Source organism: Corynebacterium canis (genome assembly GCF_030408595.1).
Classification (GTDB): Bacteria; Actinomycetota; Actinomycetes; order Mycobacteriales; family Mycobacteriaceae; genus Corynebacterium; species Corynebacterium canis.
In genome coordinates this window covers 374,111-397,389 of the sequence record NZ_CP047080.1, presented here as the reverse complement: position 1 = coordinate 397,389, position 23,279 = coordinate 374,111, and the positions used below count along the sequence as shown (strand labels likewise).

Below are 23,279 nucleotides of genomic sequence, written 5' to 3'. Positions count from 1 at the left end.
ACCTGCAAAGACAATAATGAAGCACTTATGCGCTACCATTTCGAACCCACCCCCATAATGGTGGGCTTCACCTTAATCCTTCGGGATTATGCACAGCGGTGAGGCTGGAAAATTTGTGTTCCATTGGTTTGGGGACCATCACGCACCCCGCCCCCAAAACAAGCAAAAACCCCGCCCCCACGCACCAAACGATGCGGGAGACGGGGTGCGCCGATAAGCGAAGGAAGCTTATTTTGCCTTTTCGACGATCTCGACGAGGCGGTAGTGCTTGTCCTTGCTCAGCGGACGGCATTCTGCGATGCGAACGAGGTCACCGATGCCGGCGATTTCATCCTCATCATGTGCCTTGACCTTGGAGTTGGTGCGGATGGTCTTACCGTACAGGCTGTGCTGACGGCGATCTTCCAGCTCCACAACAATGGTCTTCTGCATCTTATCCGACACCACGTAGCCGGTGCGGACCTTGCGGGCGCCTCTTTGCTTCTTGTTCACGTTTGCCTCACTCATGTTTAAGCCTCAGCTCCCGGAACTACGGACAGGCCCAACTCGCGCTCGCGAATCACGGTGTAAATGCGGGCGATGTCGCGCTTGACCGTGCGCAGGCGACGGTTGTTGGTCAGCTGGCCGGTGGCCATCTGGAAGCGCAGGTTGAACAGCTCTTCCTTAGCTTCGCGCAGGCGAGTAGCAAGTTCTTCTGCGTTGAGCTCGCGGAGCTCGAATGCGGGGGTACCGGAAGCCATCAGAACTGGTCCTCCTTCTTGATGATACGGACCTTGCAGGGCAGCTTCTGGCCGGCGCGACGCAGCGCCTCCAGAGCCATCTCCTCGTTGGGGTAGCTCATCTCAAAGAGGATACGGCCGGGCTTCACGTTGGCGATCCACTTTTCAACGCCGCCCTTACCGGAACCCATACGCACGCCGAGCGGCTTCTGGGTGAGCGGACGGTCCGGGAAGATATTGATCCACACCTTGCCACCACGCTTGACGTGGCGGTTGATGGCAATACGCGCGGATTCAATCTGACGGTTGGTGATGTAGGCGGGCTCCAGAGCCTGGATGCCGTAATCACCGAAGTTGATGCGGTTGCCGCCCTTGGACACACCGGAGCGGTGCGGGCGGTGCTGGCGACGGTACTTGACGCGCTTGGGGATAAGCATTCTTAGCCCTCCTGCTTTTGCTCTGCGCGCTGGCGACGCTGGCCACCGCGACGCGGACGCTCACGACGGTCACCACGGTTGCGGCGATCTGCGGCGGGGGCGTTGATTTCGCTCTCGCGACGACCACCAACCACGTCACCCTTGTAGATCCACACCTTGACGCCAATGCGGCCGAAGGTGGTGTGAGCTTCGTAGGTGCCGTAATCGATTTCGGCGCGGAGGGTGTGCAGCGGCACGCGACCTTCGTGGTAGCGCTCGGTGCGGGACATTTCGGCACCGCCGAGGCGGCCGGAACACACAACCTTGATGCCCTTGACCTGCGGCTGGCGCATCGCGGACTGGATGGCCTTGCGCATGGCGCGACGGAAAGCAACGCGGTTGGACAGCTGCTCGGCGATGGACTGAGCCACCAGCTGAGCGTTCGCGTCGATGTTCTTTACCTCGAGGATGTTCAGGGCGACCTGCTTGCCGGTGAGCTTTTCCAGCTCGCCGCGGATGCGATCAGCCTCGGAGCCGCGGCGGCCGATCACGATGCCGGGGCGCGCGGTGTGAATGTCTACGCGAACGCGGTCGCGGGTGCGCTCGATGACTACGTCGGCGACACCTGCGCGGTCCAGGCCCTTGGCCAGGAATTCGCGGATCTTGATGTCTTCTGCGAGGTAGTCAGCGTACTGCTTGTCGGCGTACCAGTGGGACTTCCAATCGGAGGTAATACCCAGCCGGAGGCCGTGGGGATGGATTTTCTGGCCCACTACTGAGCACTTCCCTTCTGGCTCTCGACAACCACGGTGATGTGGCTGGTGCGCTTGCGGACGTGGAAGGCACGGCCCTGAGCGCGCGGACGGAAACGACGCATGGTCGGTCCCTCATCTGCCCAAGCTTGGGAGATGACGAGGCTGTCGCGGTCGAGACCGAAGTTGTTTTCGGCATTGGCGGCTGCGGAGGCAACGACCTTTGCAACCGGCTCGGAAGCAGCCTGCGGGGCGTACTTCAGAATTGCCAGGGCTTCGGAAACGGACTTGCCACGCACGAGGTCCACGACGCGGCGGGCCTTCATCGGGGTTACCCGGACGAAGCGCGCGGTAGCGCGGGCGGTGGTGATTGCTTCACTCATCGCTTATCGACGTCCCTTCTTGTCATCCTTGACGTGACCCTTAAACGTTTTCGTCGGGGCAAACTCGCCCAACTTGTGCCCAACCATGGAGTCATCCACGAACACCGGCACGTGCTTGCGGCCGTCGTGGACGGCGAAGGTGTGGCCGATGAAATCGGGGAGAATCGTGGAACGGCGGGACCAGGTCTTAATAACCTGCTTGGTGCCCTTTTCGTTCTGAGCGTCCACCTTGTTGAGGAGGTGTTCGTCGACGAAGGGGCCCTTCTTGAGACTACGGGGCATTCTCTTTACCTCCTCTTAGCGCTTCTTGTTCTTGTTGGAGCGGCGACGGCGGACGATCAAACGATCGCTCGGGCGGTTGGGCTTGCGGGTGCGGCCCTCCGGCTGACCCCATGGGGACACCGGGTGACGGCCACCGGAAGTCTTACCTTCACCACCACCGTGCGGGTGGTCAACCGGGTTCATAACCACACCGCGGACGGTCGGGCGAACGCCCTTCCAGCGCATACGGCCGGCCTTGCCCCAGCGGATATTGATCTGGTCGGCGTTGCCGACCTCACCCACGGTGGCGCGGCAGCGGATGTCCACGCGGCGGATTTCGGAGGAGGGCATACGCAGCACCGCGTACTTGCCTTCCTTACCCAGCAGCTGGATGGAGGCGCCAGCGGAGCGAGCCATCTTGGCGCCGCCGCCCGGACGCAATTCCACGCAGTGCACGGTGGCACCGGCGGGGATATTGCGCAGCGGCAGGTTGTTGCCCGGCTTAATGTCGGCGTTGGGGCCAGACTCAACCATGGTGCCTTGCTTCAGGCCCTTGGGGGCAATGATATAGCGCTTTTCGCCATCGACGTAGTGCAGCAACGCGATATTGGCGGTGCGGTTCGGGTCGTACTCGATGTGAGCGACCTTTGCCGGGATGCCGTCTTTGTCGTTGCGGCGGAAGTCGATAACGCGGTACTGGCGCTTGTGTCCACCACCCTTGTGGCGGGTGGTGATGTGGCCGTGAACGTTACGGCCACCGGTCTTGTGCAGCGGGCGCAGCAGAGACTTCTCCGGGGTCGAACGGGTAATCTCGTCGAATCCGGAAACGGAGCTCTGGCGGCGACCCGGCGTAGTCGGCTTGTACTTACGAATAGCCATGTTTTACGTCCTTACTTGTCGACTCGCGGGTTACGCGGCCGAACCGCCGAAGATGTCGATGGAACCTTCGCGAAGAGTCACGATGGCACGCTTGGTGGACTTGCGCTGCCCGTAGCCATAGCGAGTGCGCTTGCGCTTGCCCTGACGGTTGGCGGTATTCACGGACGCGACCTTTACGCCGAAGATCTGCTCGATGGCGATCTTAATGGCGGTCTTGTTTGCATCCGGATCCACGAAGAACGTGTACACGTTCTGCTCCATCAGGTTGTAGGACTTTTCAGACACTACGGGAGCCAAGATGATGTCACGGGGATCTGCGACGGTGCTCATTACTTCTCCTCCTTGTCCGCGCCAGTGACGCGGTTAACGAAGGCATTGAGCGCCTCAACGGAGAACACAACGTCGTCGGCCTTCAGGACGTCGTAGGTGTTCAGCTGATCGGCGACCAACACGTGAACGTTAGGCAGGTTGTTAACGCTGCGACGAGCGGTAAGATCCTCGCGGCCAAGAACAACCAGCACAGACTTGCGATCGGTCAGGCGCTCGATGAACTTGCGGGCGGCCTTGGTGGAAGGCTGCTGGCCCGGAACCAGTTCGCTCACCAGGTGGATACGATCGTGGCGTGCCCGGTCGGTGAGCGCGCCGAACAAAGCGGCAGCCTTCATCTTCTTCGGGGTGCGTTGGCTGTAGTCGCGCGGGACCGGACCGTGGGCCACGCCGCCACCAGTAAAGTGCGGTGCGCGGATGGAACCCTGGCGGGCACGACCGGTGCCCTTTTGACGGAACGGCTTCTTGCCGCCACCGGACACCTGGCCACGAGTCTTCGTGGAGTGGGTGCCCTGGCGCTTCGCGGCAAGCTGCGCGTTAACAACCTGGTGCATCAGCGCAATGCTGGCTTCGCGGTCGAAGATTGCAGCAGGCAGCTCAACCTGGCCGTCGATACCACCGTCGGCGGTGTGGACGTCAAGCTTCAGATTGGTCATGCGTGTGCACCGCCCTTCACTGCGGTTTTAACGGTTACGAGGCCACCGCGAACACCCGGGATTGCACCCTTGATGATCAGCAGGTTGGCATCGGCGTCAATCTTTTGAACCTTCAGGTTCTGGGTGGTGACGCGCTCATTACCCATGCGGCCAGCCATACGGGTGCCCTTAAAGACGCGGCCCGGGGTAGCGCAGGCACCGATGCCACCGACGCGGCGGTGTGCGGCCTGGTTACCGTGGGATGCGCCCTGGCCGGCAAAGCCGTGGCGCTTCATGCCGCCGGCGAAGCCCTTACCCTTAGACGTGCCGGTGACGTCGACGAACTTCACGCCGTCAAAAATGTCAACGGTGACGTCCTGTCCAACCTCGTAGCCGGAGACGTCGTCCATGCGAATCTCGGCCATGTGGCGGCGGGGGGTAACGCCAGCTTTCTTGAAGTGACCTGCCTGCGGCTTCTTAGCCTTGCGCGGGTCGATTTCGCCGTAGGCGATTTGGATGGCGTTGTAGCCATCGTTTTCAACAGTACGAATCTGGGTGACAACGCACGGCCCAGCTTCCACGACGGTCACCGGAATAACACGGTTGTCCTCGTCGAAGATCTGGGTCATGCCGAGCTTGGTGCCCAGAATGCCCTTGATCTCAGTTTCACTCATTACTTATTCTCCGCTGCCAAAATTCCGTCGATCACTGAATGTTCACATCGACGCTGGCCGGAAGGTCAATACGCATCAGCGCGTCAACCGTCTTCGGCGTCGGGTCGAGAATGTCGATCAGGCGCTTGTGGGTGCGCATCTCGAAGTGCTCGCGAGAATCCTTGTACTTGTGGGGAGAACGAATAACGGCGTACACGTTCTTTTCGGTGGGCAACGGCACGGGGCCAACCACGCGGGCACCGGTACGGGTGACCGTTTCCACGATCTTACGCGCAGATGCGTCGATCGCCTCGTGGTCGTAGGCCTTCAGCCTGATGCGGATCTTCTGTCCCGCCACGCTTGTCCTCTTCCTCGCTGTCCCACATCACCGCCGGTGATTGGTGGGAATCGCTGATGATTTCTCTATAACGTTGTCCGGCCGTAAGGGGCTCGGGCGCAACGCCAGGGTTGTTCACTTGGGTTCACCGGAGAGGCCGTGACAAACTCGCACAGGCTCTTGATACTCAAGTGGATTGTGTGTGTTGGACCGCGCGCACTCCCCTGCTTCAGGACGCTCGCGATCAGGCACAAAACCTACTGCCGCTGTTTATTTGCCATGCCCCTACTCCGGTACCCGCGGTCGGGCGTGTCGGACGACCAATCGCGGACACCCGCTCAAAAAAGAGTAGGTGGTTCATGTTTGCCCCACCACCAACGCAGTTCTTACCAACCTAAGCAGTTCCCTCAAGGCTTACCAAGGCTTTGGCTTATGCATTGTGTTGAAGCAACCCAGTCATTCAATCACGTCAGCTCACCGCGCGCAACTCAAAAGCCAAACCACCACACCGAGCCCGCTTATCGACGCCGCGTCCACCCCGACCACACGGGGGCGTCACCGCACCTGCCAAATTACGCTTCACCTCGATTGATGCAATTCTTTGCAGGATTTGTTGCCATCTTGTAACACTTAGCAAGACTACTGCGACATACCGAGCGAACGTCATTGCACCATCAACGCCGATATAAGGACCGCTTGTTCCATGGATTGCTCGAGTATCTGCACCGTTTTAGCCGAAGAAATCTCCAACACTACCCTCGCCGCCGCCCAGCCCGAAGGCTCGGCCATGTGGGGGGCCGCCGCGGCCGGTTCACTGATGGTTGCCGCCGGCGCCCTCTGGGCGGACTGGATGCAGCAGCGCCGCCAGCGCGTGGAAGTAGATTCCTAAAACACCTAGCGATACCAAAGCCCCCGAGGAACTCTCGGGGGCTTCGCCAATTCGTGCGCTGAAGACGTTTGTATGGACCATGCACGTGGATGAAAGAGCATTACCTGAATCAAAGGATAGGGCTGGGCGTTGGGACCGGTTGGTGTGAGGTTTTTCCTAGGTTTGGCGCACAACACTATCAACAATAATCGAACTATCCTTGTTCAAAGAGGGTTATTCAACCGCTGGGGTTTTGCCGGGTGGACTTTCCGACCTCAATACCCCCGAACATAGCAAAGGCGATACAAGGTTCCGCATAATGAATCTATGACAAAACAAAACACAAATGCCTTGTACCGCTGGGCCAATACTAGCAAATGTTCGACTGATGAGATTATCGCGCTAGCCAACGACATCGAAACCGCAGGTTATACACATCATTGCCCCCTTAGTTTGGGGTTAGTCAGTAGCCTGGAATGCGCTTTGGTCTACTACTGGAGCGAAAATCTCCCGCAACGTGTGATCGCCACGATCTATGGGGTGTCCCAACCCACGATTTCCCGCGCCATCAACGCAGTCCTTGACCTTCTGGAACGCTTTCTCCCAACCGCACCAACCGTGGAAGACCTCGTACCAACGCGCCATCGCGTCCTCGATGGGACATTGGTCCCATGCTGGTCATGGAAAGGGCAACAACAGTTGATCAGCGGCAAACGCAAAGCCACCGGCCACAACCTCGCAGTCTTGACCGACCAGAACGGCAATATCGAGTACATCAGCCCGCCAATGCCTGGGAGATCTCACGATAAGCGCATCGCAGATAAGCTGGGCATCACCACCGTGTTGCCAGGCGACTATGTCACCGCCGACCTTGGGTACGTAGGTACTGGTTTTGACATCCCCCAGAAACGCAACAACGGGCAAAAGGTTCTCGAACCCTGGCAGCAGCGCTTCAACAACGCTCTTGCATCCATCCGCTGGGTCGTCGAACAAGCAATCGCCCACATCAAAAACTGGCGAATACTTCACACCGACTGCCGATTACCCATAGCCACCACGAAGCGCACAATACAAACCCTTACCAAGCTATTCTTCTACAGAAACCCCTGAATAACCTTCAAACTTATTCCTCTAATTGATCTGCCAAGAGTTCCCGATAAAACGCGTCTTTGAGCAATTCCTTGTGGGTACCAATTCTGTGTATTCGCCCTTGGTTAATCACCACCACTTGGTCGGCGGTAGCGATCGAGGTAATTCTGTGCGTGATAATGATCGTTGTGCACCCGCGTCGCAGCTCGCTCGTGGTCTTGTTGATTGCCGATTCCAGGTGAGGATCGATATTGGCGAGCGGCTCATCGAGAATCAGCAGCTCTGGTTGCCGGAGGAACGCGCGTGCGAGTACGAGGCGTTGCCGTTCGCCGCCGGAGAGGCTGGTGCCACGGTCGCCGATCGCGGCGTCGAGACCCCCGAGGTCTGTGACCAGCTGAGTCATACCTGCAGCGTCAATTGCTGCCCACAGCTCAGCGTCGTTGGCATCCCGTTTAGCCAACGCAAGGTTGGTCCGGAACGTTCCGGTAAACACGTGCCCGTCCTGGGGAACCAACGCCAAACGCTCCCGATGCGCCTCCGGATCAATGTTTGTCAGAGGCACACCGGCGAACAGGATTTGCCCCGCGCTGGGGTCATAGAAACGCATGGCCAGGTACGCGAGCGTGGTTTTGCCTGCCCCTGACGGGCCGACAATTGCAGTGGTCTGGCCGGGCGGAATGATGACCGAAATACCACGCAGCACGGTTTCCATCTCATATGTGAAACTCACATTTTGATAATCGAATGCGCGGCTCACACTACCGGAGTGAGCCTCAAGTTCGCTCAGAGGCTCATAGTCGACCGCATCCCCGGCGTTCAAAGGGTCTGGCGTGTCCAATAGGCTGTTCACTCGCGCCGCACAGGCGGAGACTTCGCCCATCATTCCAAGCATTCCCGCCAAGGCGGTGACCGAGATGGTGATTGATGCGGAAAGGGAAATGGCTACGGGTAGCAGGCTCGCATCGAGGCTGCCGTCGATAACTTTTCCCGTGAGCACGATCAACAACGTGATTGCCACGGCGGTGGATCCGATTCCCGCCAATGCGCTTTCTGCGCTTTTGCGTACTGCTTGGCCGAGCTTCTGGCGTTGCACGAGTTTGGTAGCCTGATCAACCCGTTGCGCGTGTTTGTGTTTTTGCCCGAGCACGTGCAATTCGCGGACACCAATCACGGATTCTAGGCCGAGGGTTTTCAATACGGCCAACCCCGATCTGACACGTTCACCTTGGCGGCGTTGCATGGCAGAAAACACCAATGGGGAGCCGATGAGGAAAAGGATTGCAACGACAGTTAATAGCGCCCACGGGCCGATCAATGCGTACAGGATGCCGATTAACACGGTAGGAGTGATGAGGGCCGCGATCGCCACCGATGCGGTGTGGGCAAAGAACCATTCGAGCTGTTCCATGTCGTTCATACCCGCCGCCGTGACATCAGCCACCTTGCGCCCTCGGAGGCCTTTCGGGGCGATACGTTGGATCACTCGATAGAGGTCGATGCGCATACTGGCCAGAACTTGATAAGCCAATTGGTGCGACCACCACGCATCCAGCAAGTAACCAAGCCCATGCACCAAAGCCAAGGTGATCAGGCCGGTGAATAGCCAAACGATCGGCTGGGTGGGATTCACCACCATTTGGGAGGATATCCAATAGCTCAAGCCGCCGACTCCGGCAAGCGCAAGCTGATGGAGCACGATAACGGCGGTGCAAACTATAAAGAGCGTGCGGAATTCTCTGAGTTGGCCGACGATAGATAGCAGATCATGGAGCGTTTTCCTCATGATTGTCCTCCTAGTTCGCTGTCGCGCGGCTGGCGCCACTGCTGGAGTTCGACACCATGCGGGCAAACTCTGTTTCGTGTTGCAGCAGCTCAATCGGACTACCTTGTTCACAGATCGTGCCCTGGCCCAGCACAACGACGTGATCCGCCAATTGGGCCACATCCATTCGATGCGTTACCAAAATCAAGGTCATGGTGGGCATCTGTTTCCGGAGCATGGTGATGATTTCCTTTTCCACCCGAGAATCCAACGCCGAGGTAGATTCATCGAGGATCAGAACCCTCGGCTTGCGAACCAATGCGCGGGCCATGGCGAGGCGTTGTTTTTGCCCGCCCGAGATGTTTGCCGCGGATTCATCAATCACCAGTTCTAAGTCCTTTGTGCTTGCGATTCGCACCTGCGCGGAATCAGCCGACTCCGTGCGAAAATTAGCTGCGTGAGCGATGGTCAATGCGGTCAACATATCGCTTGTGTTGGCGTTCGGGTTTGCCTCGTTCAGGATTTCTTCGATTTTGCCCGGAAAGATCACGGGGTTCTGAGGTACGAGCGAAATGGTGGAAACGATATCTAAATGCTCGGCTGAAATCCCTCCCACCGTGACATTGCCAGCATGCGGGGCGTCGAAGCCCAGCATCAGGCCTAGCAGGGTTGATTTCCCAGATCCCGAACCTCCAACAATGGCGACAAACTGGCCCTGCGGTATGTGGAGGTTAACCCCATGCAATGCGTCCGAAGCCGCGTTGTCATACCGATAGCCCAAGTCTTTCACCTCAATGGTTGCGGCCTCGTCTGCCGGCAAAGCCAGCAGATCATGCCGCGCGGCGGGAGGACGGGAGCTATCCAAGTCGAGCGTGCTGTATATCTGATTAGCTGCGGAAAGTCCGAAATACCCGGAATGGAAGGCATTAGCCAAATCGCGGAGCGGGCGGAAGACCTCCATGCTCAGCAGGGTGATAAAGAACAGGTATGTCACGGGATACATGCCAGCCCGAACTTGGAGAACTCCGATCAATAACGCAATGGCCGGGCTAAGCACCATCATCGTGGCCGAAGCGCCGGTTTCACCAAGTGAAACCCGGAGCTGGCTTAGCGTGGACCGGAGAAGCTCCCGCGATTTCACGGCGAGTTGGTTGCCAAAGTGCTCCGCTGCACCGAATGCCTTTAGTGTGGTCATGCCGGTCATTGCGTCCACAAAGTCGGAATTCAATTCCGCGTAGGCGGTCCAATGTTCCTGTCCCTTTTCCGCCAACACGCGATCCCAAAGGCGCGGGATCAAAAAGGTAATCACCGCACAGACAAACAACACGACCGCGATCAACGGGCTCACAGTAGCAATCCACACGCAGATGGCCGCCGCCGTGATCGTAGTCACCGCAATTTGTGGCAGATAGCTGCCATAATAGGGCTCGATCGCCTCCACCCCGTCGACCATAAGGGATTCGAGATTACCGGCGCGTTGAGAACTTAATCGCATTGGCCCGCGGGCATCAATATCGTTGAGAATTGCGCGACGCAAATTACGCTTCAGGATAAGCCCGACGCGATTGATGAGGAACGCCTTCGCAATGCCCAACAGTGGTATGGCGATAAGGAATACGGCCAATACGACAATGAGATACACGATTGTCTCCATGTCGCGGGGGCCGACCAATTCCGTAAAAATCGCCGAACTAATAAATGCCTGACCCACATAGGCTGCGCTCAATACGAGGCCCAATAGAATTGGCGGTATCAGAATCTTGACGCCTACACCTGCAATTCGCAGTACGGTGAGTTGGCGCTGCCACAGTGGGGCACGCTTCGTCGACACGCAATTGTCCTTTCCTGGCTCGCCCACGCTTAATATTTACTGCGCTGGTCGACCACCGTTTTCGCGGCATTAATGGCGTCGGCAATGGGGTACGCGGCGCCTGACGGAAGCTCGATAATGCGATTGTTTTTGATTGCATCAACTTCGGCCATGCCCGGAATCTTCTTGAGGCGCCGCAGGGAATCCTCCAAGGTAATCCCGCCTTCGCCGGTGGTAATCACGATGACCTGCGGGTTCGCGGCAATGATCGCCTCCGGTTGAATCGCGCCATTCAACATGGCGTCATAGCTCGGGTCGACGGCATTCTTGAGCTTTGCAAGATCAAAAATGCCCTGCAGCGTCGAATTGGCTCCGTACGCGAAAAGGTCATCAGTGGCGTCCCAGTAATACAAACCGGCGACGCTCATTTCCGATAAATCGGCCCCCGCTTCCTTGGCTTCCTGGATTTCCTTATCGAGCTTGCTGGCGTTTTCATTCGCCACGTCCGCGGAGCCGAGTAGCTTGCCAAGATTGCGGATAGTTTGTGTAATTTCCTTCAGATCTGCCCGATTTACCTCATCAACACTGGTGATATACAAACAAGCGGACGGCGGGATAATCCCTTTGATCCCGTGCTTTTCTAGGTTTTGCACTTCGTAATCGCCGAAACCGAGACCCTCGCCGTACAGCATGTCTGGTTCCAACGCCAAAACGGATTCAAAGCTGAGTTCTTGGTGCGCGGAGCCGGAACTGCTTTCGAGCTGTTTGACATTCTTCATGGCCGCTTCGACCTCGGGTGATTGTTGCGCCCCGTGTTCGCCGTAGCGGGCAATCATCTTATCGACAGCGCCCGCAGACACGAGGTTGGCAACGCCTTCCCTACCAGCCGCGACGATCTTTTCGGGCTGCTTATCCACAGTAACCATGGTTCCGCATGACGAATACTCCTGCGGGTAGGCCGCGCTTCCCATGGCGTTTGCCGATGTCGATGCGGCTTCGGAGGACAGCTCAGTACTCGTGGAGCAGCCTGTAAGGCCGAGTGCGATAACGGCAATGGTGGATACTACTAATTGGGATTTCATGGCAGTTGCCTCATTCTTTTACTCATCGATGCTGAAGAAAAACTGTTGTTTACCTTGGTGGCAAAATGTGGTGGTAGTCACTCCATAAACTTGCTCAATGGTTTCCTTTGTTAAGACTTTGTCCGGCGGCCCAGCGGCGAACACTTCCCCGTTTTTGAGCAGGATGACCCAGTCGCAATACCTAGCGGCGAGGTTGATGTCGTGCAGCACCGCGACAACGCTTGGAGACAATTCCCCAAGCAGGCCCAACACTTTATGCTGGAAATAAATATCAAGGTGATTCGTAGGCTCATCGAGCAGCGTGCAATCCGTATTCTGCGTGATCGCGCGAGCAATCGTTGTGCGCTGGCGTTCTCCACCAGAAAGCTGATCCGAATGTTTATCCGCGTATGGCGATAGGCCGACGGCCTGCAGGGCGTCCCTGGCCAACTGATAATCCGTCGCCGAATACGTAGCGAAATTGGAGAGGAACGGTAACCGGCCCAACAAGACCTCATCAATCACGCGCACCTGATGTGGCACGGGGCAATTTTGGGGCACGAGCGAAATTTCTTTCGCTAAATCTTGGGTGCTAAGGGTCCGAATGTTTTGCATTTTAAAGCTGACGGTCCCGCGATCGGGCTTTACCGCACCGCAAAGGACGCGCATTAAGGTGGTTTTCCCCGACCCATTGGGGCCAATCAATCCGACGTACGCGCGTGCCGGAATTTCTACTGTTACCTCGCGCAATGCCACTGTGGAGTCGAAGCTCACTGTGACTTTTTCAAGAGCAAATAACGGCTCGGATTGGAGGTCGTCGCGGATCCTAGACATCTTTCACCGCGTTTCTACGCACCAGCGACATCAATAATGGTGTGCCAACCAGCGCGGTAATGATTCCCACCGATAACTCGCCGGGGGCCACGAGAAGCCGTGATAGCAAATCGGCCCCGAGCATCAAGGTGGCTCCCGTAAGCACACAGGCAAGAAAACTCGCCCGGAAAATCCCGCCATACAGCTTCTTTGCCAGGTGCGGAATAACTAAACCGACGAATCCTATCGTCCCACTGACCGAGACTAAAACTGCCACCGTGAAACAAATCATCAGAAACACGAGGACGCGGGTACGCTCAGGGTTCACGCCAAGGCCGCGCGCCGCGTCGTCGCCAAGCGTCATTGCGTCGATCTTGCGGCCGTAGTGGTAGAGCCAAGCACAACCAATCACCGTGCACGCAGTAGCGATCCCAGCCTCATCCCACCTCGTCGCGCTAAACGAACCCAACATCCAAAACATCACGCTCTTGGTCACCGACGGGTTTTTCGCGAGCATAATGAGCAGGCTGGTTAACGCGGCGAAAAAGAAATTCACCGCCATACCAGCGAATATCACCCGTGACGCAGTAGGCCGCTGATTCAACCCCGCAAGCAGAAAAACCAAAGCAACCGAGCCAAGACACCCTAGAAAAGCACCGAAGGCGATTGAAATGGACGGCGAAGCAAAGCCAAAGCCCACGCCCAACACCATGACCAGCGCCGCGCCGGTGGATGCGCCGGACGATAGCCCCAAGATATAGGGGTCAGCCAGAATATTGCGCAACAGCGCTTGGGTAGCAAGCCCGCAAACTGCAAGACCGGCACCGCACACCATGGCAAGTACGCTGCGCGGCAATCGCATTTCCCAAATCACGGATTTTTCAACTTGAGTGGGTTGCGGCAAGACGTCTAGCTGTGCCACGGGCACTATGCCTTCTATTACTATTCTCAATACAGTAAGCGGCGGTATTGCAATGGCGCCCAGACCAAGGGCAAGAAGCCACACCAGCAAGAGCACAACCAGCAAAAGGCCGTTCCATGTGATGATGTGTTTCCAGCTACGGGGTGGCTCGTTTGGCGCTGAATTTTGGGCCTGGTCGGCTTGGTGCGCTGTCAAAAGTAGTTTCATGGGTTTTTGGGGGTTATGCGTGCGCACAAGCGGAACGCATTTGTAGCGGATGGACGGCTCTGAACTGTTTTATTCAAGCCGTTGAAGTACAAAGTTAGCCTTGCCTAATACGGAAGTCAACCCTCGTGTAAGCAAGCAAAAGCCCTACTCGAAATAGCAAAGCGTTGCACAACGCATTCGCCTGCGCACACCCCGCAGGGGCTTTTGTTTTCACTAGACTCGAACCTATGAACACCCCCGCGAGCGGACACCACGTGGTAGTTATGGGCGTCTCGGGCTGCGGCAAAACATCGATTGGCAAGCTGCTCGCGCCGATGCTGGGCCTCCCCTACCGCGATGGCGACGATATGCACCCGCAGGCCAATATTGAAAAGATGGCGGCGGGCATCCCGCTAACCGACGAGGACCGCTGGCCATGGCTGCGGGATATTGGCACGTGGCTTGCCGAACAGCCGAACGGCGCGGTAGTCGGATGTAGCGCATTGCGCCGCTCGTACCGGGATCTGATCCGCTCCCTATGCCCGGGTGTGGCGTTTATTCACCTGCACGGCGATTTTGACCTCCTGCTAAGCCGCATAAACGCTCGTAAAGGGCATTTCATGCCGGCATCGCTCTTGCAGTCCCAATTCGACACCCTAGAACCACTCAGCGCAGACGAATACGGCGTTGTGCTCGACGTCGTGGATTCCCCCGAGGCGCTCGCCCACCAAGCTCACCGCTGGCTAAACCAATAGCGCTCGACCCTACACCAGCATCGAAACGCCAAAGAACACCAGCACAAAGATGAAGCCGATAATGCTCACCAGGAGCTGGTTGATGGTCCAAGTGCGGAGCGTGGTGGCCACGTCCATGCCCATGAGGCGCCCCACCAGCCAGAATCCGGAATCGTTCACGTGGCTGGCAAACACGGAGCCCGCGGCGGTGGCCAGCACGATCAGGGCCAATTGCACGGCACTGTAACCTCCGGCCTCTACAGCCGGTGCCATCAATGCCGCCGCGGTTGTCAGGGCGACCGTCGCGGAGCCTTGGGCAAGGCGCAGCGCCACCGAGATCAGATAGCACGCCAGGATCACCGGAATGCCAAGGTGCGACATGGATTCCGCGAGCGCGTCGCCAATACCGCTCGTGCGCAATACCTGGCCGAACATGCCGCCCGCGCCGGTAATCAGCACCACCGAGCAGATCGGCCCGAGCGCGCCATCCAGCAGCTTTTCCAGGTTGGCTTTATCCACGCCGCGCCGCAGGCCCAGCACCACCATCGCCACCAATGTAGTAATCAGTAGCGCGATTGAGGTTTGACCGAGGAATACCAGCAGCTGCACCCACCCCGCGTGCTTATCGACGACGCCAGCCGCAGCGAGCGTCGATAAGCCGGTGTTGCCGAAAATCAGCGCCATCGGTATCGCCATAATGCCCACGACAACGCCTGGCGACGCCGGGTTTTTCAATGCCGCATCATCCTGTGCGGGCCCGAGCAGCAAATCCGAAACCTTAAAGTGGTAGCGCGTGCCCAGGAAAAGGCCCCACCGGTAGCCCGAAAGGTACCACGTGGGAATGGCAATGAGCAGGCCAAACAGCAGGATCAGGCCAATATCCGCGCCGAAAAACTCGCTGGCGGCCACCGGGCCCGGGTGCGGCGGCAGAAACACGTGCATCACCGAAAACGCGCCCGCGACCGGGATGCCATACGCCAGCAACGGGCCATTCAACCTGCGGCCGACCGCAAACACCACGGGGAGCATCACGATCAAGCCGGCGTCAAAAAAGATCGGGAAGCCCATAATCAACGACGCCACGCCCAACGCCAGCGGCGCCTTATCCTCCCCGAACTTGCCGATCAACGCCTCCGCCAGGGACTTCGCCCCGCCCGAATGCTCCACAAGCCTGCCGATCATCGCACCTAGGCCAACAAGCAGCGCCACCGACGCAAGCGTTGTGCCAAAACCCTTGGTCAGCGTTTCCGGCACGCCGGACAGCGGGATGCCCGCCGCGAGGGCCGTAAACACCGAAACAATCACCAAGGTGAGAAAGGCGTGAAGGCGGAAATAAATGACCAGCACCAGAATGACCGCAACCGCCGTTGCCGCGATCCCGATGAGCGGACCTGCGGAGAGCGTGGGCTCCCATGTTTCCATATCCATGTTGGCTCCTATGGGGTGTGTCGACCACAGAAAGGTTGTTTCCCCCTTAAATTTACACGTGGGTGCGGGGCGCGGTAGCAGGATCGGTGCGCAAGGCGTCCGTCAGAGCTGGCGTGTTAAATACGCAAAACCACCCCGTGCCTTCGATGAAGAAGGTGGGGTGGTTCGGTGAAGATCAGCCGGTATTACTTGGTGATCTTGGTGACGCGGCCAGCGCCGACGGTGCGGCCACCTTCGCGGATAGCGAAGCGGAGGCCCTCGTCCATGGCGACCGGCTGGATCAAGGTGACGGACATGTCAACGTTGTCGCCAGGCATGACCATCTCGGTGCCCTCAGGCAGCTTCACAACACCGGTAACGTCGGTGGTGCGGAAGTAGAACTGCGGGCGGTAGTTGTCGAAGAACGGGGTGTGGCGGCCACCTTCGTCCTTGGAAAGGACGTAGACCTGACCCTCGAACTCGGTGTGCGGGGTGTAAGCGCCGGGTTTTGCCACGATCTGGCCGCGCTCGACGTCTTCGCGCTTGATGCCGCGGAGGAGCAGACCACAGTTGTCGCCAGCTTCGGTGTAGTCCAGCAGCTTGCGGAACATTTCGATACCGGTAACGGTGGTGGTGGTGGACTTCTCGCGGATACCGAGGATCTCAACCTCTTCGTTCACATTGAGCTTGCCGCGCTCAACACGACCGGTGACCACGGTGCCACGGCCGGTGATGGTGAAGATGTCCTCGATCGGCATCAGGAAGGGCTTGTCGGTCTCGCGCTCCGGGTCCGGGATGGACTCGTCGCAAGCCTTCATAAGCTCAACGATCTTCTCGGTCCACTCCGGGTCACCCTCGAGGGCCTTCAGAGCGGAGATGTGGATGATCGGGGCATCCTCATCGTATTCCTGCTCGGCGAGGAGTTCGCGAACTTCCATCTCAACGAGCTCGATGATTTCTTCGTCATCAACCATGTCACACTTGTTCAGCGCAACGAGGATGTAGGGAACACCCACCTGGCGGGCGAGCAGCACGTGCTCGCGGGTCTGCGGCATCGGGCCGTCGGTAGCGGCCACAACGAGGATAGCGCCGTCCATCTGCGCAGCGCCGGTGATCATGTTCTTGATGTAGTCGGCGTGGCCGGGGGCATCCACGTGTGCGTAGTGACGCTTCTCGGTCTGGTACTCAACGTGGGAGATGTTGATCGTGATACCACGCTCCTTCTCCTCCGGTGCCTTGTCAATGGCGTCGAAGGCGAAAGCCTGGTTCAGCTCCGGGTAAGCGTCTGCCAGAACCTTGGTGATGGCAGCGGTGGTGGTGGTCTTACCGTGGTCAACGTGACCAATGGTACCGATGTTTACGTGCGGCTTTGTACGCTCGAACTTCGCCTTTGCCACTGTATGTCCTCCTGGACTTCGCGGTGGCTACGACTCTCGCAGCCACATAGGTGTATTGCCTTTCCTTTCGCCCCGAAATGCTCAGGATTACAGGTCCGGCGGGTCAATTGTGCCAGTTACGTAATATTAGGGTGCTAAGGGCCGAATTTCAAACCCTCGTGCGCCCAACCTATCAGCGGTCACGGTAACGGCCAGCTGGATGCTCTGTAGCACATATATTCAAAGCATCCAGCAGGCCGCTACGCGCAACCTGTCTGCCCCTTTAGGGGTGAGGGGCATGCGGTGAGGCACTGGACTTTCACAGCCTCACCACACAAACCAACCAGCTTCAGCTAGGCGGTGCCGTTGCGCTGAGCGATGATCTCCGCCGACACGTTGGTGGGCACCTCCGCGTAGGAATCGAAAATCATGGAGTAGTTGGCGCGGCCCTGGGTCTTGGAACGCAGGTCGCCAACATAGCCGAACATCTGGGACAGCGGAACCTTGGCCTTGACCAGCTTGGCGCCAGCGCGGTCTTCCATCGCGTGCACCTGGCCACGACGAGCGTTGATGTCGCCGATCACTTCACCCATGTATTCCTCAGGGGTGGTGACCTCAACGGCCATCACAGGCTCGAGCAGCACCGGCTTTGCCTTGGCAACGGCTTCCTTGAGCGCCTGGGTACCGGCGATCTTGAAGGCCATTTCGCTGGAGTCCACTTCGTGGTAAGCACCGTCGAGCAGGGTGGCCTTGATGTTCACCAGCGGGAAGCCGGCGAGGTAGCCGTACTGCATCGCATCCTGAATACCGGCGTCCACGGAGGGGATGTATTCCTTAGGAACACGACCACCGGTAACAGCGCTTTCGAACTTGTAGGTGGCGGACTCGCCCTCTTCCAGTTCTTCCACGGCCGGAGCGTAAGGCTCGATGGCGATGATCACACGTGCGAACTGACCGGAACCACCGGTCTGCTTCTTGTGGGTGTACTCGAGCTTTTCCACAGCCTTGCGGATGGTCTCGCGGTACGCCACCTGCGGGGCACCCACGTTCGCCTCGACCTTGAACTCGCGCTTCATGCGGTCCACCAGCACGTCGAGGTGCAGCTCGCCCATACCGCCGATAACGGTCTGGCCGGTCTCCTCATCCAGCTTCACGGTGAAGGTCGGGTCCTCTTCGGCGAGCTTCTGGATCGCGGTGCCCAGCTTCTCCTGGTCGGACTTGGTCTTCGGCTCGATGGCCACCTCGATCACCGGATCCGGGAAGTCCATGGACTCCAGGATGATCGGGTTGTTCGCATCGCAAAGGGTGTCACCGGTGGTGGTGTCCTTCAGGCCGATAAAGGCGTAGATATTGCCAGCGCGTGCCTCGTCGACCGGGTTCTCCTTGTTGGCGTGCATCTGGAACAGCTTGCCGATGCGCTCTTTCTTCCCCTTGGTGGAGTTAGAAACCTGGGCGCCGGGCTCGACAATGCCGGAGTACACGCGAACGAAGGTGAGCTTGCCGAAGAACGGGTGCACGGCAATCTTGAAAGCAAGTGCCGAGAACGGTTCGTCCACGGAAGGCTTGCGGGTGATCTTCTCGGATTCGTCGCCAACCTTATGGCCCTCAACCTCGCCAATGTCGAGCGGGTTGGGGAGGTAGTCGACCACGGCGTCGAGAAGCGGCTGTACGCCCTTGTTACGGTAAGCGGTACCGCACAACACCGGGTACACCTCGGAAGCCACGGTCAGCTTGCGGATCGCACCCTTGATCTCCTCAATGGTGAGTTCCTCGCCGCCGAAGTACTTCTCCATGAGCTCTTCATCGGACTCAGCCACGGTCTCGAGCAGCTTCTCGCGCCACTCGTCGGCCTTGTCCTGCAGATCGGCCGGGATTTCCTCGATCACGGGCTCCGCACCGGTTTCCACCTTGCCGCGCCACGTGATGGCCTTCATCTCCACCAGGTCAACGACGCCGTCGAAGTCGTCCTCAGCGCCGATGGGCAGCTGCAGCACCAACGGCTTAGCACCGAGGCGATCAATAATGGTCTGCACGGTGAAGTAGAAGTCCGCGCCGAGCTTGTCCATCTTGTTCACAAAGCAGATGCGCGGGACATCGTACTTGGCGGCCTGGCGCCACACCTGCTCCGACTGCGGCTCCACGCCTTCCTTGCCGTCGAACACGGCGACCGCACCGTCGAGCACACGCAGGGAGCGCTCCACCTCAACGGTGAAGTCGACGTGCCCGGGGGTGTCGATGATATTGATCTGGTTGCCCTTCCAGAAACAGGTCACGGCGGCGGAAGTAATGGTGATGCCGCGCTCTTTTTCCTGCTCCATCCAGTCAGTCGTGGATGCACCGTCGTGGGTTTCACCGACCTTACGGTTGATGCCGGTGTAGAAGAGGATGCGCTCAGTCGTGGTGGTCTTACCAGCATCAATGTGGGCCATGATGCCGATATTGCGGACCTTTTTCAGGTCTGTAAGCACTTCTTGTGCCACGGTTGTTCCCTAACTTATGTTGTGTTTCTTAGCTTGATTCGTCGCCTACAGGAGGCAACGGGCCCCTGCCGCCGCTAACGACTGCAAACGTTGCAGCTGCCAAGCGTACAGGGCGAGAGGGGCCGTCGAAAAGCACTTGTGTGTGGGGACTTACCAGCGGTAATGAGCGAAGGCGCGGTTAGCCTCGGCCATCTTGTGGGTATCCTCACGACGCTTCACGGAAGCGCCCAAACCGTTCGCAGCGTCCAGGATTTCATGGGCAAGACGCTCAGTCATGGTGTTCTCACGACGCTGGCGAGTAAAGTTCACCAACCACCGCAGCGCAAGAGTATTCGCGCGGCCCGGACGCACCTCAACCGGGACCTGGTACGTTGCGCCACCAACGCGGCGGGAACGAACCTCAAGGTCAGGCTTAATGTTGCCCAGCGCCTTCTCCAGGGTGAGCACCGGATCAGTGCCGGTCTTCTCACGGCAAATCTCAAGAGCGTTGTACACGATGCGCTCCGCGACGGACTTCTTGCCGTCCAGCAGCACCTTGTTTACAAGCTGGGAAACAACTTCGGAACCGTAGACCGGATCCTTCACAACGGGACGCTTAGGAGCTTGACCCTTACGCATTGATTACTTCTCCTTCTTCGCGCCGTAGCGGGAACGAGCCTGCTTACGATCCTTCACACCCTGGGTGTCCAAGGAACCACGGATGATCTTGTAACGAACACCCGGGAGGTCCCTCACACGGCCACCGCGCACCAGCACCATGGAGTGCTCCTGCAAATTGTGGCCCTCACCCGGAATGTAAGCGGAAACCTCAATGCCGGAGGTCAAACGCACACGGGCAACCTTACGGAGAGCGGAGTTCGGCTTCTTCGGAGTGGTGGTGTACACACGGGTGCACACGCCGCGACGCTGAGGGGAACCCTTCAGGGCCGCGGTCTTCACCTTAGCGGTCTTATCATGGCGGCCCTTTCGGACCAGCTGCTGAATAGTGGGCATGAACCGTCTTTCTTGTGTGATCGGTGTGTATGTCCGGCCGGAACAAACACCGACCGATGTCTTCGGAATACGCCCGAACGCGAACCGCATTCAGAACGCGCAAAACCCAGTCAGCCGCTCTCGCTGGCCTACCGGGGAAATTCGGGCTCCCACCATGGAGACGTGGGACTAGCTAATCAGACTACACATACATGTGTGTGAAGCAAAAATCTTGATGTGAAGACCGAGGTCACAGCGAATCCTAATGTTTACCTTGGGAAGGGGTTAGTTGTGTGGGGGGCGAGGGGTCTGGGGGTTGGGGGTTGGGACGTCTGGGGGGTTTGGGCGCCTTGAGTGTCTGGCAGGTTGGGACGCAAGCGCTCGGGGGGCCAGTGGGTTGTCACCGATGAGTTGTGCGCAACCGCCGACCTGGGGCTGGTCTTTCTATTCTTCATTCGGGGGTCTTACGAAGAAATTCAGGACGAATCTGGCCCGAAAACCCCTGTCATCTCTCAGGACCTTGGTAACAACCTGTTTCATCACCTTGGTGACAACCTGTCTCATGTCCTTGGTAACAGTCTGTCTCATGGCCTTGGATGCAACGAGTCTCATGACCGTGGAAACGATTTTGGTGGTGTTCGTTTTCAATTAGGTGCATGGTTCGTCCTCTTTCGCCGAATGTGCGGCGTTTAATTGTTGAATTTGATCCGTGTGCCGCGAACGGCATGAGTATTACGGAGTTTTGTGCGGTTCATGGCATTAGCCGGAAAACGTATTATGCGATCAAAAAGCGTTTTGAGCAGGAAGGATTTGGGGCGCTGCATCCGCGGTCGAGTGCGCCGCATAAGCCTGCGACTACCTATGATGAGGCTACGGTGTCGATGGTGCTTGCGATGCGGGAGCGGCTTGGCCAATTTGGTTGGGATAATGGGCCGCGATCCATTTGGTATGCGTTGATTGATCAGCCGAATGTGGTGCAGCCGATTCCTTCGGTGTCGACGATTGCTCGGATTCTGGCTGCTGCGGGTGTGGTCGCGAAGAATCCCCGGAAGCGGCCTCGCTCATCGATAGTGCGCTTCGAGCGATCCTGTGCCATGGAGTTGTGGCAGCTGGATGCGTTTTCCTATCGGCTCGCTACTCCGGCGGGCACTGTGATCACGATTTACCAGCTCATCGATGATGCAACCCGATTTGATGTGGGTACTACGTATGGCACCAAGCCGGAAAATGGGGCAGATGCGTTGAACTGTGTAGTTAACGCGATCCGTGTCTATGGGGTACCGCGCCAATTGCTGAGCGATAATGGTGGCGCGTTTAATCAGATTCGCCGGGGCCGGATCACTGCGCTGCATCGGTTTCTTGCCGTCAAGGGTTGTGAGGCCATTACTGGCCGGGCGGATCATCCCCAAACCCAAGGCAAAAACGAACGCTCCCATCAAACCTTGGTGAAGTTCCTTGATGCGCACAAGCCCAGTACTGAGGCCAAATTGAAGGAATTGCTCAGTGAATACCGGGAGTACTACAACAACAAGCGGAGGCATCAAGCACTCGGGGGTATGACCCCGAAACAGGCCTGGGACAGCATCGAACACCGCCCTAGTAGCGGCGAGCCCATCACCCAGGAGCAATTGACTGCAGAGATTGAAAAATACCGGCAGGCCCGTTCGAGCGAGTCCCCCAGCGCTGCAGATGGCCTCGACCAGGATCCAGCAATGCTGTACATCAAACCCTCGTCCAGACCACGTTTCGCGCTCGCGGGGTACTACATCAATATCCCCAAACGGCTTACCGATAAGCACTACTACGTCGTTCACACCGACGATGAATACGCGCTATTCGATTCCGTCGACGGCGTCATGGTCCTGCGAATCCCACTGCCACTAAACGTGCTCGGCGAACCGATCGGCGCCACCGTACCCCTTTGGAAAATCATCGGCGCGTACCTCCACGAGGCCCCGCCGTGGTTTCTCAAACGACAGCAGCAATGGCTACAACAACACCCCACCGCCGCTGCTGAACTAGAGGATTAACTACCCGCTCGCGCGTTACCAAGGTAATGCTACTGGTTGTCACCAAGGTGATGATACTGATTGTTACCAAGGTGATGGCACAGAGTGTTACCAAGGTCGCGAGATTCTACAGGCCCGAAAACCCCGCAGCTCGTCTTTCCATTCTTCGTTGACCACCCCAATGAAGAAATTCCGGACGATCGCAGGTCAAGGGTTGTGTGCAACCTATCCGGAACCGCACACGACCTGTCGGTGGAGGCTGCCGGGAGAGCATACCCAGACGATAAGGTTCGGACTTTCTCGAACCAACCCCCGTCGCCGGATCTGCCTCGGGCACATCTCACACGGCTGTTTTGCCCGCCTGCGGAAACACCCTCCAAACGCCCCGACCTGTCGAATCGGCCTAAGCGGCGGGATCGGGCAGCCAA

General features: G+C 58.1%; 26 protein-coding genes. 4 read left to right on the top strand and 22 right to left on the bottom strand.

Annotation, left to right across the window (positions count from 1 at the left end; genetic code table 11):
- Positions 1–228: 228 nt before the first annotated feature.
- The 11 genes from rpsQ to rpsJ are packed head-to-tail and all read right to left on the bottom strand — an operon-like array spanning position 229 to position 5,383.
- A complete protein-coding gene (gene rpsQ, locus CCANI_RS01775) occupies positions 229–507 on the bottom strand; it encodes a 30S ribosomal protein S17 (protein WP_146325600.1) in 279 nt (92 codons plus the stop codon).
- A 2-nt stretch (positions 508–509) separates the two neighbouring features.
- Entirely contained in the window at positions 510–740 is a 231-nt protein-coding gene (gene rpmC / locus CCANI_RS01770) for a 50S ribosomal protein L29 (RefSeq protein ID WP_146325601.1), read from the bottom strand.
- Complete coding sequence (gene rplP / locus CCANI_RS01765; RefSeq protein ID WP_146325602.1) at positions 740–1,156, bottom strand: 50S ribosomal protein L16; 417 nt, start codon at positions 1,154–1,156, stop codon at positions 740–742. The genes rpmC and rplP overlap by 1 nt, the downstream gene beginning before the upstream one ends.
- A gap of 2 nt (positions 1,157–1,158) precedes the next feature.
- Entirely contained in the window at positions 1,159–1,908 is a 750-nt protein-coding gene (rpsC, locus tag CCANI_RS01760) for a 30S ribosomal protein S3 (RefSeq protein ID WP_146325603.1), read from the bottom strand.
- Entirely contained in the window at positions 1,908–2,270 is a 363-nt protein-coding gene (gene rplV, locus CCANI_RS01755; protein WP_146325604.1) for a 50S ribosomal protein L22, read from the bottom strand. Before rplV ends, rpsC begins: the two co-directional genes overlap by 1 nt.
- Before the next feature lie 3 nt (positions 2,271–2,273).
- Positions 2,274–2,552 (bottom strand): 30S ribosomal protein S19, encoded by a 279-nt coding sequence (rpsS, locus tag CCANI_RS01750; RefSeq protein ID WP_146325605.1) that lies wholly within the window; start codon positions 2,550–2,552, stop codon positions 2,274–2,276.
- Positions 2,553–2,567: 15 nt separating this feature from the next.
- Positions 2,568–3,410 (bottom strand): 50S ribosomal protein L2, encoded by an 843-nt coding sequence (gene rplB, locus CCANI_RS01745; RefSeq protein ID WP_146325606.1) that lies wholly within the window; start codon positions 3,408–3,410, stop codon positions 2,568–2,570.
- 30 nt (positions 3,411–3,440) lie between these two features.
- Entirely contained in the window at positions 3,441–3,740 is a 300-nt protein-coding gene (gene rplW, locus CCANI_RS01740) for a 50S ribosomal protein L23 (RefSeq protein WP_146325607.1), read from the bottom strand.
- Positions 3,740–4,393 carry a 50S ribosomal protein L4 gene (rplD, locus tag CCANI_RS01735; protein WP_146325608.1) on the bottom strand — a complete coding sequence of 218 codons (654 nt, stop codon included), beginning with the start codon at positions 4,391–4,393 and terminating at the stop codon, positions 3,740–3,742. Before rplD ends, rplW begins: the two co-directional genes overlap by 1 nt.
- Positions 4,390–5,046 (bottom strand): 50S ribosomal protein L3, encoded by a 657-nt coding sequence (rplC, locus tag CCANI_RS01730; protein ID WP_146325609.1) that lies wholly within the window; start codon positions 5,044–5,046, stop codon positions 4,390–4,392. Before rplC ends, rplD begins: the two co-directional genes overlap by 4 nt.
- Positions 5,047–5,077: 31 nt before the next feature.
- Complete coding sequence (gene rpsJ, locus CCANI_RS01725; protein WP_003854291.1) at positions 5,078–5,383, bottom strand: 30S ribosomal protein S10; 306 nt, start codon at positions 5,381–5,383, stop codon at positions 5,078–5,080.
- A 682-nt stretch (positions 5,384–6,065) separates the two neighbouring features.
- Here rpsJ and CCANI_RS01720 point away from each other — a divergent pair.
- Both CCANI_RS01720 and CCANI_RS01715 read left to right on the top strand, forming a co-directional pair.
- Complete coding sequence (locus tag CCANI_RS01720; protein WP_146325610.1) at positions 6,066–6,251, top strand: hypothetical protein; 186 nt, start codon at positions 6,066–6,068, stop codon at positions 6,249–6,251.
- Between the two features lie 306 nt (positions 6,252–6,557).
- Entirely contained in the window at positions 6,558–7,340 is a 783-nt protein-coding gene (locus CCANI_RS01715) for a transposase family protein (protein ID WP_290210929.1), read from the top strand.
- A gap of 13 nt (positions 7,341–7,353) precedes the next feature.
- On the opposite strand, the gene CCANI_RS01710 is transcribed toward CCANI_RS01715, so the two are convergent.
- The 5 genes from CCANI_RS01710 to CCANI_RS01690 form a co-directional block, all read right to left on the bottom strand.
- A complete protein-coding gene (locus tag CCANI_RS01710) occupies positions 7,354–9,102 on the bottom strand; it encodes an ABC transporter ATP-binding protein (protein WP_186750447.1) in 1,749 nt (582 codons plus the stop codon).
- Between the two features lie 10 nt (positions 9,103–9,112).
- Positions 9,113–10,912, bottom strand: a complete 1,800-nt coding sequence (locus CCANI_RS01705) for an ABC transporter ATP-binding protein/permease (protein ID WP_146325694.1) — start codon at positions 10,910–10,912, stop codon at positions 9,113–9,115.
- A gap of 29 nt (positions 10,913–10,941) precedes the next feature.
- The gene (locus CCANI_RS01700; RefSeq protein ID WP_146325693.1) at positions 10,942–11,973 is read right to left on the bottom strand and encodes an ABC transporter substrate-binding protein; all 1,032 of its coding nucleotides are present in this window, start codon (positions 11,971–11,973) and stop codon (positions 10,942–10,944) included.
- Positions 11,974–11,991: 18 nt separating this feature from the next.
- Complete coding sequence (locus tag CCANI_RS01695; protein WP_186750445.1) at positions 11,992–12,708, bottom strand: ABC transporter ATP-binding protein; 717 nt, start codon at positions 12,706–12,708, stop codon at positions 11,992–11,994.
- A gap of 70 nt (positions 12,709–12,778) precedes the next feature.
- Complete coding sequence (locus CCANI_RS01690) at positions 12,779–13,894, bottom strand: FecCD family ABC transporter permease (protein WP_146325691.1); 1,116 nt, start codon at positions 13,892–13,894, stop codon at positions 12,779–12,781.
- A gap of 227 nt (positions 13,895–14,121) precedes the next feature.
- Between CCANI_RS01690 and CCANI_RS01685 the strand changes: the two genes are divergently transcribed.
- On the top strand, positions 14,122–14,628 hold the full coding sequence (locus CCANI_RS01685) for a gluconokinase (protein ID WP_246118314.1): 507 nt from the start codon (positions 14,122–14,124) through the stop codon (positions 14,626–14,628).
- Between the two features lie 9 nt (positions 14,629–14,637).
- Here CCANI_RS01685 and CCANI_RS01680 read toward each other — a convergent pair whose 3' ends face one another.
- The 6 genes from CCANI_RS01680 to CCANI_RS01655 form a co-directional block, all read right to left on the bottom strand.
- Positions 14,638–16,029 carry a GntP family permease gene (locus CCANI_RS01680; RefSeq protein WP_146325696.1) on the bottom strand — a complete coding sequence of 464 codons (1,392 nt, stop codon included), beginning with the start codon at positions 16,027–16,029 and terminating at the stop codon, positions 14,638–14,640.
- 191 nt (positions 16,030–16,220) lie between these two features.
- Positions 16,221–17,411 carry an elongation factor Tu gene (tuf, locus tag CCANI_RS01675; protein WP_146325690.1) on the bottom strand — a complete coding sequence of 397 codons (1,191 nt, stop codon included), beginning with the start codon at positions 17,409–17,411 and terminating at the stop codon, positions 16,221–16,223.
- 332 nt (positions 17,412–17,743) lie between these two features.
- Positions 17,744–19,870, bottom strand: a complete 2,127-nt coding sequence (gene fusA, locus CCANI_RS01670; RefSeq protein ID WP_146325689.1) for an elongation factor G — start codon at positions 19,868–19,870, stop codon at positions 17,744–17,746.
- 150 nt (positions 19,871–20,020) lie between these two features.
- The gene (gene rpsG, locus CCANI_RS01665) at positions 20,021–20,488 is read right to left on the bottom strand and encodes a 30S ribosomal protein S7 (RefSeq protein ID WP_146325688.1); all 468 of its coding nucleotides are present in this window, start codon (positions 20,486–20,488) and stop codon (positions 20,021–20,023) included.
- Between the two features lie 3 nt (positions 20,489–20,491).
- Positions 20,492–20,863: a 30S ribosomal protein S12 gene (gene rpsL, locus CCANI_RS01660; RefSeq protein WP_027012648.1), complete on the bottom strand. Its 372-nt coding sequence runs from the start codon at positions 20,861–20,863 to the stop codon at positions 20,492–20,494.
- 423 nt (positions 20,864–21,286) lie between these two features.
- Positions 21,287–21,454 carry a hypothetical protein gene (locus CCANI_RS01655; protein ID WP_186750442.1) on the bottom strand — a complete coding sequence of 56 codons (168 nt, stop codon included), beginning with the start codon at positions 21,452–21,454 and terminating at the stop codon, positions 21,287–21,289.
- A 44-nt stretch (positions 21,455–21,498) separates the two neighbouring features.
- On the opposite strand from CCANI_RS01655, the gene CCANI_RS01650 reads away from it, so the two are divergent.
- Positions 21,499–22,872: a helix-turn-helix domain-containing protein gene (locus CCANI_RS01650; RefSeq protein ID WP_146325786.1), complete on the top strand. Its 1,374-nt coding sequence runs from the start codon at positions 21,499–21,501 to the stop codon at positions 22,870–22,872.
- Positions 22,873–23,279: the final 407 nt, after the last annotated feature.